The 15,105-nt window shown below is 67.3% G+C and carries 15 protein-coding genes, 1 tRNA gene and 1 pseudogene; 8 read left to right on the top strand and 9 right to left on the bottom strand.

The window, feature by feature from the left end:
- Positions 1–8: 8 nt before the first annotated feature.
- Genes ACQP2E_RS30785 through ACQP2E_RS30775 form a run of 3 tightly spaced genes read left to right on the top strand, consistent with a single transcriptional unit; the run spans position 9 to position 2,757 of the window.
- On the top strand, positions 9–1,481 hold the full coding sequence (locus tag ACQP2E_RS30785; protein ID WP_433826440.1) for a phosphatase PAP2 family protein: 1,473 nt from the start codon (positions 9–11) through the stop codon (positions 1,479–1,481).
- Positions 1,481–2,251: an endonuclease/exonuclease/phosphatase family protein gene (locus tag ACQP2E_RS30780; RefSeq protein ID WP_433826439.1), complete on the top strand. Its 771-nt coding sequence runs from the start codon at positions 1,481–1,483 to the stop codon at positions 2,249–2,251. Before ACQP2E_RS30785 ends, ACQP2E_RS30780 begins: the two co-directional genes overlap by 1 nt.
- Positions 2,248–2,757 carry a DinB family protein gene (locus ACQP2E_RS30775; RefSeq protein WP_433826438.1) on the top strand — a complete coding sequence of 170 codons (510 nt, stop codon included), beginning with the start codon at positions 2,248–2,250 and terminating at the stop codon, positions 2,755–2,757. The genes ACQP2E_RS30780 and ACQP2E_RS30775 overlap by 4 nt, the downstream gene beginning before the upstream one ends.
- Before the next feature lie 288 nt (positions 2,758–3,045).
- Here ACQP2E_RS30775 and ACQP2E_RS30770 read toward each other — a convergent pair whose 3' ends face one another.
- The 3 genes from ACQP2E_RS30770 to ACQP2E_RS30760 form a co-directional block, all read right to left on the bottom strand.
- Positions 3,046–3,540 carry a CAP domain-containing protein gene (locus tag ACQP2E_RS30770; RefSeq protein WP_433826437.1) on the bottom strand — a complete coding sequence of 165 codons (495 nt, stop codon included), beginning with the start codon at positions 3,538–3,540 and terminating at the stop codon, positions 3,046–3,048.
- A gap of 570 nt (positions 3,541–4,110) precedes the next feature.
- Positions 4,111–5,682, bottom strand: a complete 1,572-nt coding sequence (locus ACQP2E_RS30765; protein WP_433826436.1) for a GGDEF domain-containing protein — start codon at positions 5,680–5,682, stop codon at positions 4,111–4,113.
- 112 nt (positions 5,683–5,794) lie between these two features.
- A complete protein-coding gene (locus ACQP2E_RS30760; protein WP_433826435.1) occupies positions 5,795–7,363 on the bottom strand; it encodes a fibronectin type III domain-containing protein in 1,569 nt (522 codons plus the stop codon).
- A gap of 74 nt (positions 7,364–7,437) precedes the next feature.
- Between ACQP2E_RS30760 and ACQP2E_RS30755 the strand changes: the two genes are divergently transcribed.
- A complete protein-coding gene (locus ACQP2E_RS30755; RefSeq protein ID WP_433826434.1) occupies positions 7,438–8,343 on the top strand; it encodes a hypothetical protein in 906 nt (301 codons plus the stop codon).
- Here ACQP2E_RS30755 and ACQP2E_RS30750 read toward each other — a convergent pair.
- The 4 genes from ACQP2E_RS30750 to ACQP2E_RS30735 all read right to left on the bottom strand — a co-directional run bounded on the left by ACQP2E_RS30750 (position 8,332) and on the right by ACQP2E_RS30735 (position 10,619).
- Positions 8,332–8,511: a DUF4236 domain-containing protein gene (locus tag ACQP2E_RS30750; RefSeq protein ID WP_433826433.1), complete on the bottom strand. Its 180-nt coding sequence runs from the start codon at positions 8,509–8,511 to the stop codon at positions 8,332–8,334. The genes ACQP2E_RS30755 and ACQP2E_RS30750 overlap by 12 nt on opposite strands.
- A 71-nt stretch (positions 8,512–8,582) precedes the next feature.
- Positions 8,583–9,038, bottom strand: coding sequence for an RrF2 family transcriptional regulator (locus ACQP2E_RS30745; RefSeq protein WP_092554613.1), 456 nt, complete (start codon positions 9,036–9,038; stop codon positions 8,583–8,585).
- Between the two features lie 65 nt (positions 9,039–9,103).
- A complete protein-coding gene (locus tag ACQP2E_RS30740) occupies positions 9,104–9,982 on the bottom strand; it encodes a helix-turn-helix transcriptional regulator (RefSeq protein ID WP_433826432.1) in 879 nt (292 codons plus the stop codon).
- Positions 9,983–10,187: 205 nt separating this feature from the next.
- Positions 10,188–10,619, bottom strand: coding sequence for an SsgA family sporulation/cell division regulator (locus ACQP2E_RS30735; protein ID WP_014446635.1), 432 nt, complete (start codon positions 10,617–10,619; stop codon positions 10,188–10,190).
- A gap of 309 nt (positions 10,620–10,928) precedes the next feature.
- Here ACQP2E_RS30735 and ACQP2E_RS30730 point away from each other — a divergent pair, with 309 nt between their 5' ends.
- The 3 genes and pseudogenes from ACQP2E_RS30730 to ACQP2E_RS30720 all read left to right on the top strand — a co-directional run.
- Positions 10,929–11,303 (top strand): TIGR02611 family protein, encoded by a 375-nt coding sequence (locus ACQP2E_RS30730; protein WP_433826431.1) that lies wholly within the window; start codon positions 10,929–10,931, stop codon positions 11,301–11,303.
- A 51-nt stretch (positions 11,304–11,354) separates the two neighbouring features.
- Positions 11,355–11,429: transfer RNA gene (locus ACQP2E_RS30725), tRNA-Val, on the top strand.
- Positions 11,430–11,763: 334 nt separating this feature from the next.
- A pseudogene (locus tag ACQP2E_RS30720) lies at positions 11,764–12,249 on the top strand (class I SAM-dependent methyltransferase); the annotation flags it as partial.
- Positions 12,250–12,370: 121 nt separating this feature from the next.
- On the opposite strand, the gene ACQP2E_RS30715 reads toward ACQP2E_RS30720, so the two are convergent.
- Positions 12,371–12,946, bottom strand: a complete 576-nt coding sequence (locus tag ACQP2E_RS30715) for a hypothetical protein (protein ID WP_433826430.1) — start codon at positions 12,944–12,946, stop codon at positions 12,371–12,373.
- Between the two features lie 310 nt (positions 12,947–13,256).
- Here ACQP2E_RS30715 and ACQP2E_RS30710 point away from each other — a divergent pair, with 310 nt between their 5' ends.
- Positions 13,257–14,315, top strand: a complete 1,059-nt coding sequence (locus ACQP2E_RS30710; RefSeq protein WP_433826429.1) for a hypothetical protein — start codon at positions 13,257–13,259, stop codon at positions 14,313–14,315.
- 215 nt (positions 14,316–14,530) lie between these two features.
- Here the strand turns inward: ACQP2E_RS30710 and ACQP2E_RS30705 are convergent, their stop codons facing one another.
- Positions 14,531–15,097, bottom strand: a complete 567-nt coding sequence (locus tag ACQP2E_RS30705; RefSeq protein ID WP_433826428.1) for a hypothetical protein — start codon at positions 15,095–15,097, stop codon at positions 14,531–14,533.
- Between the last annotated feature and the right edge of the window lie 8 nt (positions 15,098–15,105).

The raw sequence follows: 15,105 nt of genomic DNA, 5'->3' as shown, positions 1-15,105 counted from the left end.
ACCGGCCCGTGACTGACAATCATTTGATCGAGCGGACCGGCTGGGCTCCGGTACGGCACTTCGCCGAACGCAGCGTTCTCGGCCTGGCCGCGATCATCGCGGTAGGTCTCGGATTCGGCGCCCTGCTTCTGCTGGTCAGGTTCCACTGGGGACCGCTGCAGAACCTGGACCGGTCGGTGGCGGACGGCCTGAACCGCTGGGCCTCCGGCTCCGAGACCGTGGTCGCGGTGCTCCAGCAGATTGCCTCGTTCGGTGGCCGTGGATTCATGATCCCGCTGGTCGTGTTGCTGGTCCTGATCCTGCTGATCCGGCGACGGCCGCGTCCGGCGCTCTACCTGGTCGTCACCGGACTCGGCGCGGCGATCCTCGACCCGTCGCTGAAGGCGCTGATCGGCCGGGTACGCCCGGTCGTCGAGTCCCCGGTGGCGCAGGCTCCGGGCAACAGCTTCCCGAGTGGACACGCCCTCGGCTCGATGATCGTCTACGGGATGATCGTGCTGGTCTTCCTCCCGGCCGTCCGGCCCAAGTGGCGCCCGTTCTTCATCGGCGCGGCGGCGGTGATCGTCGCGGCGATCGGGTTCACCCGGATCGCCCTCGGTGTGCACTTCGTCTCCGACGTGCTGGCCGGTTGGCTGCTCGGTGTGGCGTGGATCGGGGTCACGGCGTACGCGTTCCGGATGTGGCGGCGCGAAGCCGGCCGGAGGGTTGGCGAGATCACCGACGGCCTGGAACCGGAGTCCGGCCCGGACCTGCGCCTCGCCCCCGCCGAAGGACCGGTCCTGCCGCACCCGTGGGCCAAGGCCGCCGAGATCCTGGTCGGCTGGGTCTTCGTCTTCGGCCTGCTCTACCTGGTCGGTTACTCGGTCACCCGGTGGACGCCCGGGTTCGACGCCGGATTCGTGCGGTGGCTGCAGACATTCCGTACCCCGCAGCTCGACGATCTGAGCTGGGCGGCGAGCAAGGCCGGCGACACGCACGCCATCCTGCTCATCTCGCTGATCTTCTGCCCGCTCGCGCTGGCGCTCTGGCGGCAGTGGCGCCCGGTGCTGTTCCTGGTGCTCACCATGATCGGCGAGCTCACCCTGTTCCTCTGCGCGGCGGCCGCTGTCGACCGTCCCCGCCCGCCGGTCGAGCAGCTCGACGGACAGATGCCGACCTCGTCGTTCCCGTCCGGCCACATCGCCGCGACCATGTGCCTCTGGGCCGCGATCGCGATCATCACGATGGCCCGGATCCGCCAGCCGTGGCGCTGGATCTTCCCGGCCCTCGCGGTGATCATGCCGGCCATCGTGGCGCTCTCCCGGATGTACCGCGGCATGCACCACCCCACCGACATGCTCGGCGCCGCGCTGCTCACCACCGCCTGGCTGACCGTCCTCTGGTTCACGATCCGCCCCAACGCGCATCCCTCGTCGGCCACCGAGGCAGCCGAGGAAGCCACCGAAGCGACCGAATCTGATCACCTGGAACGTGTCAGCTGATGCGCTTCATGACCTGGAACATCCGCACCGGCGGAGGAGATCGCCTTCCGGCGATCATCGAGGTGGTCAAGGCCGAGCGCCCCGACATCCTGGCGGTCCAAGAGCTTCGCGACTTCCATCGGTACGGGGAAAAGCGCCTCCGTCACTTCGCCGAATCCGTGGGAATGACGCCACATCTGGCCCGGTCGGTGCTGGGCCAGCCGGTCGCCGTGCTGGTCCGCCCTGAATTTCCGATCCTGGGCCGATCGATCGTCCGGTGGCGGCTGCACCACGCGGCCGCCTCGGTCGTGGTGTCCACCCCGGCCGGCCCGTTGACCGTGGTCAGCACCCATCTCAATCCGTTCTCGCCGTACCGGAGAATGCGCGAAGCGCGCTGGCTGGCCGCCCGTTATGCGCCCTCGCGGGGCATGGTCCTGGTCGCCGGCGACCTGAACGGCCTCGCCCCGGGTGAGGACCACACCGCAGGCCTGGCCGGGCTGGCCCCGCTGTACCACCGCCGCCACATGAACGCCGCCGGCGAGGCCGACACCCGAGCGGTCGGCGCGTTCCTCTCCGCGGGATTCACCGACCTGGGCCTCGGCGCCGGCCCCACCGTGCCGACCCCGGGCCTCGGCGGCAAGGAATTCGGCCCGATGCGCCTCGACCACGTCCTGGTGAGCCCACCCCTGGCAGCCGTCGCGCGCGACCTGCGCGTCATCCGAGGCGGTGCCGCGGATTCCGCTTCCGATCACTTCCCGGTACGCGTGGACCTGGACATAATTCCTCGGTGAGCTTCGAGTTCCCGTCGCCGTCCACACCCGCTGGTAGCCGTGCCGAGGTCTTCGTCCGCTACCTGGACTACTACCGCGAGACGCTGCTCGCCAAGGTCGCCGAACTGCCGGTTCCGGAGCTTCGCACCAGCCGGTTGCCGTCCGGCTGGACCCCGCTGGGGCTGGTGAAACACCTCCGCCACGTGGAACGCCGCTGGATCGTGTGGGGTTTCGAAGGCGTCGCGGTCGAGGATCCCTGGGCCGACCGCCGCGACGGCCGCTGGCACGTTCTGGCGGACGAGACACTGGAGAGCCTCACGGCGGAACTGCGCGATCAGGGTGCGCACACGGGCTCGGTGGCGCTGCGTCACGATCTGAACGAGGTGGGCAGACCGGGCCCCCGCTGGGACGGGGCCACCCCGGCAACCCTGGAACGCATCCTGTTCCACCTGGTCCAGGAATACGCCCGCCACACAGGCCACATCGACATCATCACCGAGGTGTCAGGCGGCCCAGTCGGCGAGTAACCACCCCACCACGCGACCACCCGGCGGCGGCAGTGCCGGCCGGGGCACGGTTGGCGGGTGACCGTCCCGGCGGGTGACCGTCCCGGCGGGTGACCGTCCCTCAGAGGGTGCAAAGTCGCTCAAGATCGCCGGGCGTGCGGGCGTGCGGGCTTCGCTTTTCCCGCAGATCTTGGTGAGTTCGGGTTGTCATGCGGGCGGGGTTTGCCGAGATCGGCTGGGAACGCGGCGATGCCCCAGCCGCAGGGGGATCGGCTGGGGCATCGCTGGTCGTGCAGGGGGTCAGTGGCTTCAGTAACCGAAGTCCTGGGTGTAGTACGGGGTGCCGTTGGCGGAGTAGACGGCGCCGACGCCGACGGTCTTGGACTTGCAGTTGACGATGTTGGTGCGGTGGCCCGGGCTCTTCATCCAGCCGTTGACGACCTGGGCGGCGGTGCGGTATCCGTAGGCGACGTTCTCGGCGGACGGGCTGGTGTAGCCGGCGGTCTTGGCTCGGGCGACGAAGTTGGAGTTGCCGCGGCCGGTGTGCGAGAACGTGCCGGTCTGGGCCATGAAGGCGCTGTGGCCGCGGGCGGCGACGGTCAGCTTGGCGTCGACCTTGAGCGCGGCACAGCCGTTCGAAACCCGCTGGATGTTGATCAGGCGGTTGATCTCGTTCTGCAGGACGGTCTCGCTGGTCTTCGCCGGTGCCGCCTGGGCGGGGCTGACGGACATCGTGGCGAGGCCGAGGGCGGCCGGGGCGATGAGGGCAGCGGCCAGGGCGAAGCGGCGAAGAGCGTTGCGCAAGAGGTCCCTTTCGGCAGGTCAATGTTGCTTGCGCTGTTCTCTTCGGCCCTGCCGGGGCTGACTGGATCACCGAGCTGGTGCGTGTCGGTCGCTGTCGGGTTGCCAGAAATCCGGCTGAACGCTGCGGCCGCCGCAGGCGACAGCCGGGGGCCGTGGTGTGCAGCCGGTTTCGGCCGGCTTAACGCTGCGGCCGCCGTAGGTGACAGCTGGCAGCCGTGGTGTGCAGCCGCCCGGATCTGGCTGTCCGTCACGGTCGCCGTGGATGACAGCTGGGGGTCGTGGCGTTAAGCCGCGATCCGGGCTGTACACCACGGTCGCCGTGGATGACAGCTGGGGGCCGTGGCGTTAAGCCGAGGGTTGGGCTGAACACCACGGTCGCCGCGCGGGACAGCCAGCAGCCCGGCAACCCCGTGCGACCCCCGGCAACCCCTGGCAACGCCCCGGGAACCCTAGAAGAACAGGTTCACCGCGACCGTGCAGACCACCGTGAGCACCACCGCCACGACGATCAGCAGACTGGCGTGGCGGGCTCGCATGTGGCACTACATACCCGCGAACCCCCCGCTCACCTCACTCTGAGGCAGCCGTCACGCAAACGTCCGCTGTCACCCGGTCGCGGCCGCCGCGTTTGGCCGCGTACAGATTGCGGTCCGCCTGGGCCAGCAGCACGCTGTAGGTGCCCCGCCCGTCAGGCGTGGTGGTGACACCGATGCTGGTGGTCACCGGGAGGGCGCCGGTGATCGGCTCCCACCCGTGGGCCCGGATCCGCAGGCGGAGCCGCTCGCACCGCTGCACCGCCTCCGCAGCGTCCACACCCGGATAAACCAGCAGGAACTCCTCGCCACCCATCCGGGCCGCGATGGCCGTGCCGTCCGCGGCCTCCATCAGCAGCTCGGCGATGTGCTGCAGCACCGTGTCGCCGGTGCTGTGCGAGAAAGTGTCGTTGACCCGCTTGAAGTGGTCGAGGTCGACGATCGCCAGGGAGATCGGCCGGTTCCGGGCGGCGGCGTCGGTCAGCAGGGCCGGTACCCGCTCGTTGACGTACCGGCGGTTGTAGAGGCCGGTCAGCGCGTCCCGGTGGGACAGCTCGCGGAAGTGTTCGGTGGCCCGGCGCGCCTCGTTCGCCTCGAAGACGGCCTGCAGCGCGCGGGCGCGGGCGTCACGCTGCGCCGAGTGCAGCGCGGTCGCCTCGGTGTGAAAGGCACGATGCTCTTCGTACGCCTCAGCGAACAACCCGTTCGCAGCGAACAGCGCTGCCTGCTCCTCGCGGACCCGGGCGCTGACGGCGGCGAGTTCGCGGTCGGCGCAGAGCGTGCGGGCCGCGTCGAGGGCTTCCTGTGCCTTGTCGAAGCGCCCGTTCTGGCGGCGGGCCAGGGCCAGCGTGAGCAGGCACTCGGCCACGGCGTCGCTCTCGTTGGCGAGGACCTGGTCGGCGAGCACCGGGCCGAGCAGTTCCTCGACGGCCTCGTACCCATCGCCCATCAATGCGACGCGGGCCATCGTGTCGACCTCGTTGGCGCCGAACCGGTGACCGTTGCGCGCACCGATCTCGCGCATCTGCGCGACGAGGGCCCGCGCGGCCGGCTCGTCGTCGAGCTCGAACGCGCTGTACGCCATGTTGTTCAGTACGAGCAGCGTGAGCTCGATGTCACCGGCGGTCGCGGCCAGGGCGAGGGCTTCGCGGGCGCGGCGTTCGCCGTCCTGGTAGGACCCGCCCTCCTCCAGCGCGACGGAGAGGGACAGCAGGTGCCGCGCGCGTACCTCGCCCGGCACGTCCTCGGTGAGCAGCGAGACACCCTGCACGGCGTGGGTGAGGCCTTCGGAGAAGTCACCGACGGCCCGGTAGAAGATGGAGAGTTCCCGGTGCGCCCGGGCCTGCACGTACGGAGATTCGTGCTCCTCGGCCCAGGAACACACCTGGTGGGCGAGCTGACCACCCTCACCGGTGCGGCCCTCGCGGAGCAGCACGGCGGCGCGGAGCAGCACGGCACGCTGGGCCAGCTCGTCGGCGCCCAGCTCACGGGCCTGCCGTTCCAGCTCGGCGGCGGGTTCGCGCACGGTCCGGAACTGCGACATGGGGCGACCTTCGAGCTCCTCGGCCACTCGTTCGAGCGCGCCGAGGTCGGGAACACAGGTCGTCACTGCCCCTACTTTCCGGTGGTCGCGGTGACGACGACTGAAGCCGCCGTGACGACAAACGATGCGACACCCGGGTGGCAGAACGGTTCGCGTCCGGTTGCGAGAAAGGAGCAGCTCACCGGCGTGTGCAAACCGGCGCGGAATCAGCGATCCGATCCGCGCTGTACTCGACCGCGACCCGGAAGCAGTAGTTGGCGCCCTCACTCAGGCTGTACACGACGTAATCCGACGCCCCGGCCCGCAACTCCTGGAATTTCCGAGGCTCCGCGCCGTCCTTGCCCGCCGAGAGATGCACTGCCCCGTCCGCGCCCTTCGGATAAACCCACTGCAGCGACACGCTGTCCCCGTTGTCCCGCAACCGCACGTTCTGCGGCGCGCCCGCGTCCCCGGCGACAGGCGCGGACTCCAAGGTCACCGAAGGCACGGAAGGCGACGGACCAGGTGCGGCCTGCTGATCGGTTGCCCCGTCCGCGTCCGGGAGGGTGATGATCACGACGGCGGCTGCGGCGGCGACGCCGCCTGCCAGCACCGCCGCAAGAATCAATGGGTGCGCTGAGCGAGCACGCTGCGGCTTCTTCCCGGGTACGCGTAAAGCCTCACCCACCGGAGCAGCAGTACCGACCGGAGCAGGCTTCCCTTCGGAGTAGTCCGGCGCACGATGACCGGGCAGCGGCGGTGGCGTGTCGGCCCGCGCGTGCCGGCCGGTCAGATCGCCGGGCAGCCGATGCACGTCGCTGAGATAGAGCGGCTGCTGGTAGACGTTGCCGTTGGGATCGGTGGGCCGGTCGTCCGGCGCCGGCATGTCCGAGAAGAGATCGTCCTCCTCGATCGGATAGACGGTGCCGTTCGGATCGGTGGGCCGGTCGTCCGCCGGCGGCATGCCGGGCGCGTCGGCGGGGTACGGCGACGGGCTGGCCGGCCCGGGATCAGGCACCGTCGGCCGGCGGGGGAACGGCCGGAACGGCTTGTCCCCGGTCACCTCGACCCGGCCGCAGGTGTGCCGCCCGGACGGTTTCGCCTGGGCGAGTTTCGTGGCCTGCCGGGCCAGCGGGTGGTCGGACGGCAGATATCGGGCGCTCAGCTCCTGCGCCAGCGTGAGGTGCTCGGCAGCTTCGGCGTCGCGCCCGCACTCACGTTCCATCGCCCCGAGCCGGGCCAGCATCTTGATGCCGGCGGGCGCCGCGTCACCGTACGCGTCCCGGTGGAGCCGCCAGGCCCGTGCGAGCCGGGCCCGGGCTGGTCCGCAGTGACCGGCCGCGTGTTCGGCGATCGCCAGGTCGGCCTCGGCGGCGAGCACCCGGGGCGCGTCCGGACCGTCGATCCGGGCGAGTTCGCCGACCAGGTCGTTGTAGACCATCGCGGCCCGGCCGTGCTGGCCGATGAGCTGGAGCACGGCCGCGTGGGTGGCGGCCGCGGCGATGGTGCGTTCGTCGCGGGGGCCGTGCAGCCGTTCCTCGGCGGCGTGCGCGAACCCGGCCCAGAGCCGGGCGGCCTGCGGGTCGCCGAGGGCGATCAGCACCCGGGCGTGCAGGGCGGCGGCGACGGCGAGGTCGGCGGTGGCGCGGCGGGGGTCGGCGTTGGCGTCGCGCAGCACATGGTCCAGAACTTCCCGGGCGCCCGCGAGGTCGCCGGCCGACGACAGCGTCTGCGCCTGGGCGGTCAGTTCAGCGAGCGGAGGGGCCATGTATCTCATAGTGCTCGGTTGAATACCGTAGGTACAAGTTTCGGGTAGCGAAGTGGACAGGGTAGAACTTCGGTATGTCCCCGACAGCGACCGTGAAACGCGAGCTCCTGGTTCGCCACCTGCAAGCCTGGGCGGCCGGCGCGCTGCATCGAGCGCGGCGGGCGACCTATGTGCACGGCTATGCCGACGACGACGGGGGTGCGGCTGCCGAGGCGGCGGTCCGGGTTCTGGCCGATTTGCCGGATCTTGCCCGTGGGCGGGAACTGTCCATGGTGGCGGTCGGCGTCGATGTCACCGCACTGGGGGAGAAGCTCGTCGCGGCGCAACGGGACGCCGGCGCGGGGGCCGGGCTCGCGGTGCTGCCGGTCGGTGGCGGAACTGATGCCCGGCTGCCAGTGGCACTCCGGGCTGCCGGTGCTTCGCGCGTACCGTTGCTGGCATTTTTGGATGCGACGAGCGCGAGCGAGGCGCCTGCGGCGACCACCGTCGCGGCCGTGGCCGCGGGAAAGCCGGCTGAGATCCTGCTGGTGCTCGCGCCCGGCGTCTCGGTGGAGCCCTATCGGGAGATCGGGTTTCCGCTGGTCACGGCGGCGGAGCTGGCGACGGGCGAGGAACCCGGCGAGGTCGTGGCCTTCGCCACGACCTCGGCCAAGAGCATGGAGAGCTTCAAAGAGGCGCTCTGGGCGGTGGACGAGTTCGCGGGGGTACGGCTACGCGACCCCGGCGACCCGGAACGGCACCTGATCGACATCTCGCTCAATCCGCACCCGGGCCCGCTGCGCCGCGAGATCCTGGCGCATCTGGGCGAGGTGGGCACGGCAACGGTGACCGAGTTGCGCACTTTCGCGCTGACCGAGACCGTTTACCGGGCGGCGGATGCCTCACGGGTGCTGCACACGCTCGTCGACGCCGGGACGGTCACCAGGCGGCCGGAACACGGCCGCCTGGGCGGTGACGTCACCATTGCCTTATCGGCGTGACTTGTCCTGCTTCCAGGACAGCGGGCCGGGCAGGTCGACGCGGTGGGCGCGGGTCTTGGAGTTCCAGGACCAGCGGCCGATCTTGAGGCTCCACGACGAGTAGCCGTTCTCGGTGAAGTTCAGGATCAGCGGGCCGAACTTCTTGCGGCTGCGGAACACGAGTCCCATCGGAACGCTCCCATCTCGTAACGGATGAGCGGACGATTCCCGATCTCTCGGATCCACAAACGTCTTCGAGATCAGCGGGGTTGCCAGGCGTCCGGACGCGTCGTCAGCTTGCGCACGTGCGCCGGCATCCGGCCGCTGATCAGCTCGGCGAGGCTCACCTCGTCGACGACCTCACGGACGGCCGCGCGCACCGCGACCCAGAGGTTGGGCAGGTTTTCGGCGGCGCCGGTGTACTGCGTCTCCTCTGGACGAAGACCGCGCACGCCGGCCAGCGGGCCGTCGACAGCCCGCAGGATCTGGCCGATCGTCACGTCCCGTGGCGGATGGGACAGCGTGTAGCCACCCTCGGCGCCACGCTGTGCCCGCACCACGCCGGCACGGCGAAGGTCGGCGAGCACTGCCTCGAGGAATTTCCGAGGCATCTCTTGGTCTTGGGCAATGGCCTGGGCGGACATCAAGGCGGGGTAGGCCTGCGCCAAACTGAGGGCGGCCCGGACCGCGTAGTCACCGCGCGCGGAGATCTGCACCTGACTATCATGCCCCTACCGCGCATCCCCGACGCACATACCCCACGGGTTTATGGGAATTACCGTCAGTCAGAAGGACGTCGCTGACCGGGTATACCTCCCTGGGGCTCGTCGGTGTAACGTCCGCGAAATTGTCCGGGGCTGAATCCGGTCTCCCGATGGAAGAACCGACCGAAGTTCGTCGGCTCCCCGAACCCCAGGCTGCGGCCCACCTCGGCGACCGAGAGCGGCGTCGCGGCGAGCAGCCGCCGCGCCTGCAGCGCGACGCGGTCGTCGACCACCTGCTTCGCGGTGCGTCCGCTGAGCGCGAGACTCGCGCGAGTGAGGGTACGCACGGAGCACCCCAGTTCGGCCGCGTAGTCCTCGACCCGGCGGGTGTGCGGGTACCCCTGTTCGAGACGGCTGCGGAAGCGCTCGAAGGTGCGGCTCTCCACGTGACCCGGCGGAATCTCGCCCGGATCGACCAGGCTGAGACGCAGCAGGAGCGCGGCGAGCAGATGCTTCAGGAGGCTTTCCTGGACCTGGCTCTGTTCGGCCGGGATGTCTTGGGCCGCGACGTCGTGGATCAGGCTGGTGAACTCGGCCCGGTTCGTCAGGGTGACCGGCTTGCGTGCCGGCCCTCCCGGGTCGTCGGGTGCGAGACCGGGCAGCTCGTCCGGGCCGAACAGGCCGGGCCGGAAGACGACAGTGGTGGTCTCGTGTTTGCCGGGTTCCAACCGGAGGGTCTGCCCGGGACGGATCCAGAGCAGGCTGCCCGCGCCGCAGCGGTGGACGGTGAAGTCCACTTCAGCGGTCACGGGTCCGGTAACGGTCAGCAGGAGGGCATGGTGGGCGAGGAGTCCGGTGGCGGCGCCGGCGGCCACTGGAAGGGCGCAGCTGCCGATCCCCGCCCGGTCAGGCGGGGTGTACGCGGGCGCCGTATCGGCAGTAATGAGTGCGGGCATCGTGCCTGACGGTAACCGTCGATGACCGTCTACGCATCCACTAGTGCCTTACTAAGGCTTTTGTCCGTTTTCCTGCTCGGTATTCGCTATACGTCCGATTCCGATTTCTTTTCGGAGATCGATTACTTTTCCGGATAAAGGGCGACCCGCTCGGATCGGCAGTGTCCGCGCGGGTCGCTCTTTGATCGCGTACGTTGGCGCCTTCTTATCTGCCTGCCAGTAGCCGGTTGACGGCCGCGTCGACGTCCAGGTGGTCGGACTCCCGCCCCCGCGGGACAACCACATAGGTACGCCGCAGGAACCGGACCAGCACGCTCCGAGGCACCTCGAACAGTGCGTTGCCGTCAGGTGACGACAGCGCGAGGGCGACGAAATCGCCCCGTGGAGTGGCCCACGGCCACACCCGTACGTCGCCGATCCCAGCCGGCTCATCAAGCCCGGTCACGAGCAGTTCCCGCGCGAAGGACCAGCTCACGGCTTCCCCACCGGCTGATTCTGCGTGGAACAACACGTGGACCGCATATGGGTCAGCTGGGTCGTACCGCAAACTGGCGCGTACGGGCAGTGCCGTCGCGTCAGGCGCTACGAGCCGCAGCGAGGTTTCGACCTCGACGGTCGTTGGACGAATGGTACTCATGGACGAACTCCCCCCGGCACCGCTGCGAGGCTGGTGAACCCCGCGTTTCCCATACTCAGGTGATCCCTGTCATTACGCTCCGCCATACGCTGATCTCACCCAGTAGTGGGAAGACGGTTCTGAAAACGCCTCCGCGCAGGACGTAAAGCGATATCTTGTCCTGTTCTGCCCAGGTACTCAGTTCCGCCCGGCGTCGGGTGGTCCAGCAGTTGACTTACTCCGGTAACGTCCTTTTCCCCCGGGTAGTGACGGGGCTCCCGGACACTGAGGGATGAAATGGGCCCAAAAACGGACGACGGGGTTTCAGACGTGCGTGTGCTCGACCGTATCCGTTCCAACTCAACCGGGCGGCTGGCTCTCAAGATCGGCGTCGGGATCGTCGGTTCCCTGGTCGTGGCGATCGGCATCGTGCTGATCCCATTCCCGGGTCCCGGCTGGGCCATCGTGATCCTCGGCCTGGCCATCCTCGCCATCGAATTCCACTGGGCCCGAGGGGTCCTCGCCTTCACCAAACGACATGTCCAGAGCTGGACCCACTGGATCGGCCGCCAGTCCCTCCCGCTGCGCGCCCTCATCGGACTGGTCGGCATGATCTTCATCAGCGCGGTGGTCTGGGTGAGCGTCCGGCTCAGCTTCGGCATCGACCTGGTGCAGGTCGCGCTGGATTGGCTGGCGGCGCGCTGACCCCCTGTTAGCGCGCGCCCGCCACTGTCTAGTAGAGTTCCTACTCGTTGAGGGCGATTAGCTCAGCGGGAGAGCGCTCCGTTCACACCGGAGAGGTCACTGGTTCGATCCCAGTATCGCCCACCATGCCAGCTCCGGGGCCGAGCCCCGGAAGCCCCACGTTGCGATGGCCGCCCTTTCGGGGGCGGCTTTTTGCTGTCGGTGGGTTGCGATTGCAATGCGTGGCCCAGGTGGGCGGGTTGGTTTCAGGGCCGTGCCTGGAGACCCTGGCTTCGAGCGTGCCCTGGAGTCTCAGCAGTCGTGCGCACGGGTGACGGTCGGGTGTGAGGATTGCGATCGGATTCGATGACCGCCTTGGCGAGCTTCTGGCCGATCCAGAATCCGGTGCGCTCCGAACGACGAACGCCTTTCCTCCGTCTGGTTCCTCGCATGCGGGTAGGCGGCGCGGCCGGGCACTGCGGCCGACATCGGGTGCGGAACCGGTCGGCTGGAGCCGTATCTGGCCTCGCGTGGCCTGTTGCCACACGGCGTCGATCTTTCTCCCGGGATGATCGAGGTCGCTCGCCGTGACCACCCGGCCTTCCTGTTCGACGTGGCCGATCTGCGCGAGCTACCGTTCCCGGATGCCTCGCTGGCCGGCGTGGTGTGCTGGTACTCGCTGATCTTCCTGGCGCCCCAGGACCGGACGACCGCGTTCACCGAACTCTCGCGGATCCTTCGGCCGGGTGGGTACCTGGTGACAGCGTTAAAGGATGGCGACGGCCAGCGCCGGCGCAGTGGGCGGTCGGCCGGGCTCGGGGTGGAGTTCGACGCGTACTGGCTGTCCACCAGCGAAATGGTCGACCTCGCCGTAGGCGCCGGCTTCGGCGTGGTGTTCAGGGGTAGCCGCCCACCAGACGAATCGGAAACCTGTCCACAGGGTTACCTGCTGCTCCGCAAAGCCTGAGTCCGAGCGCGTGTCCCACTCGGAGAGGACTAATAGCTCTCTCGTTCACAAGTGCCCGGATCGCGGCGATTTAGTGCGTTGCGTTTCGTGAGAGAAATGACATTTTTGATGGCACCATCGCCTAGACCCGTGCAACCACAACCGACGTGATGGGGTTACAGCCTGTTGGCTTGGGCTGGCCAGCGTAGTCCTTTTCGTTATCGCCGGTTTTGACGCGCTTCGCGTAGGCGGGTCCCAGAAGCTTCGCGACGGCTTGAGCGTCACAGTCATACAGCGTGACGACGAAAAGTTTTCCGTCGGGCTCAGTGACGTCGCCGACAACTAGCTCAGGGCAGCTCAGCGCTTCATCTATCACCGAGCATCCCTTCTCGGCGAAGTGATGGAGCTGTTCATCGTTGGCGTGCACGTCGAACCAGAGCTGGTGACCTTCTTGAAGATCTTGCTGAACGACGCCTTCCAATACGTTGCGCTGCGGCAGCTGAGAGTTTGGCGTCGGCCAAGTGATGGTTACCGTTGCGGGGCTGTCAGAACGGCCAGCCCAGTACGCTACGAGGCATCCGCTGGCCACCAGGACCACAAGCGCGAGTACCGCAGCCCACGGCTTGAACCATTCAGGACGAGGGATCCAGTTCGCCACGACGCCGGAAGCGCCGGCGATCAAACCAAGTACTAGCGCGAACAAGATCTCTTTAATCACCATTCCAGTGTCGCAAGCTGCTGCAAGGTGAACGCCTGATCTTGGACCGGCCCAAGCTAGTGGCTGCATGAACAGTCACGAAAAATGATCTAATGATCTATTGCGGTTGCCGCATCCGGATTGCTTGCTCGCGATGCGGTGAAATTTCCGCCTAGTTTGTCATCCCTCGGAATCTGAGCTAGTAGATAGCATGGGCACCCCAAGAATCACTCACTTCTGCACGAGTGTGCCTTCAGCCGCCCCATGAATCCGGAGGCGGAAGGAGAGCACGGGCGTTCGCCGGCGTGCCTCTGGCTGCGATGATGGCCGGATGCCGTTGTATGAGATGACGTCGAACGTTCTGGAGCCGGTTCCGGCCACTACCTTCGCAGCGGAGCAAGTTCTGGAACGAGCCGACCTGCAACGGCTTCTTCGTTCACGGATCGACATGATCGTCGAGGGCGTGCTAGTCGTGGCTGAGGAGTTCGGAGCGTTCACCGATGCGCGGCGACGCGTCGACCTGCTAGGCGTCGACCGTAGTGGCCGGCTGGTCGTCATCGAACTCAAACGCACCAACGACGGCGGGCACCTGGAACTGCAAGCATTACGATATGCCGCGATGGTGTCGGTAATGACGTTTGACGACCTCGTGGAACACCACGAGCACTACCTGGCCCAGGTCGAACCTGAAGCCGTAGACGAAGCCAGGGCCCGGCTGGCGGAGTTTCTTGAGGACGCAGGCGGAGAGGACACCGTACTCAGCCGCGAAGTTCGCCTGGTACTAGTGGCCGGCGGATTCGACCGCGAGATCACCACGACCGTGCTCTGGCTAACGGACGTCTACGGCCTCGACATCCGATGCGTGAAACTCACCCCATACAAGGTCGCTGAACGCCTGCTACTGGACGTCCAGCAGATCATCCCCCTACCCGAAGCCGGCGAACTCACCATCCAGATCCGCCGTAAGCAGACCCAGGCCAGAGCGGTCAGTTCCGACGGCCGAGACTGGACCCAGTACGAGATCGTCACCCCCGAAGGTCGCAGCGGTCCCCTTCGCAAACGCTGGGCCGTGCTCACCATGGCGACAGCCCTACACAAGGCAGGTGTCACTGCCCATCAGCTCACCACCGCCATCCCGCGCTCGCGATTTTTGCCAGTTGAAGGCGTTCTGAGCGGCGAAGAACTCGCCAAGGCATTCCTCGCGACCTACCCGGGCTCCACCAAGCGCCTCGGCCGCTGGTTCCTGGACGCCCCCCTGCACGATCAAGGACGCACCTGGGTCATCTCCAAGATGTGGGGCACCAACACCGGCCCCGTCCTCGACCGGCTTACGGCTTTGGCGCCGAGCACCGAATTCAGCTACGAGCCGTCGGAATCCGACGAGGCTTGAGCGCCTGCCAGCACCGTTCCGACGGAGCGACTCGCGGCAGAACAGTGCGCCACACCGCTGGCCTGCTCTCGGAGGTTGTCGGATGGGTTCAGGATCTAAGACACTGGCCATGAGCTCGCTGCCGATCCGAAGCGCTCGTCACCACTTTAGATCGCTTGGTGGCCTTACCACGAAAGACGGATCCTCGTAGCCCGCGGGCTCAAATGACTACATCCTTACCAAACTTTCGCCTTCACCGCCTTGGGGTCTTTTTCATTCCAACCGCTCTTCAGGGTGATCGCGAACGGCATCACGTCATGATGATCGAGGGAAAGACGAATAATCCATTCGTCGTCCATCATTACGGCGGAAACGACGTGGTAAGTGGCTGGGTCTTCGAAGAATGAGCATCCTCGGCGAAACACCGACAGCGCATCCCTTGCTGCATGAATGGCTTCGTCTTCGTCGAGCGCGCTCACTACTGACCCGGATCCCCCTCGAGCTCGCTTAGCCGCACCTTTTAAAATGTCATATAGGGCGTTGCCGATCAACCCGGCCGCCGCCGCATTTCCTACGTACACGATCAGATCTAAAGCGACGTCCGAATCGGGTGTGAAGCCAGCGCCTGGATCTAACTGCTCGCTCAGCGTTCCGAGGTTAACGAAGCGAAGCACCTTCTCTTGATCAGTTAACCTGCGCAAATGGCGACGACGGGCATCCGCAAGCTGCCGACCGAAGGAATCCTTGTCAACAATCGATCGCCAGGTTGTCAGTCGAGGTTCGTCATCGATCGGATATGTCATGCGCTAGA

Origin of the sequence: Actinoplanes sp. CA-015351 (assembly GCF_050955685.1) — a bacterium.
Lineage (GTDB): Bacteria > Actinomycetota > Actinomycetes > Mycobacteriales > Micromonosporaceae > Actinoplanes.
This window is presented reverse-complemented; position numbering and strand designations above follow the sequence as displayed.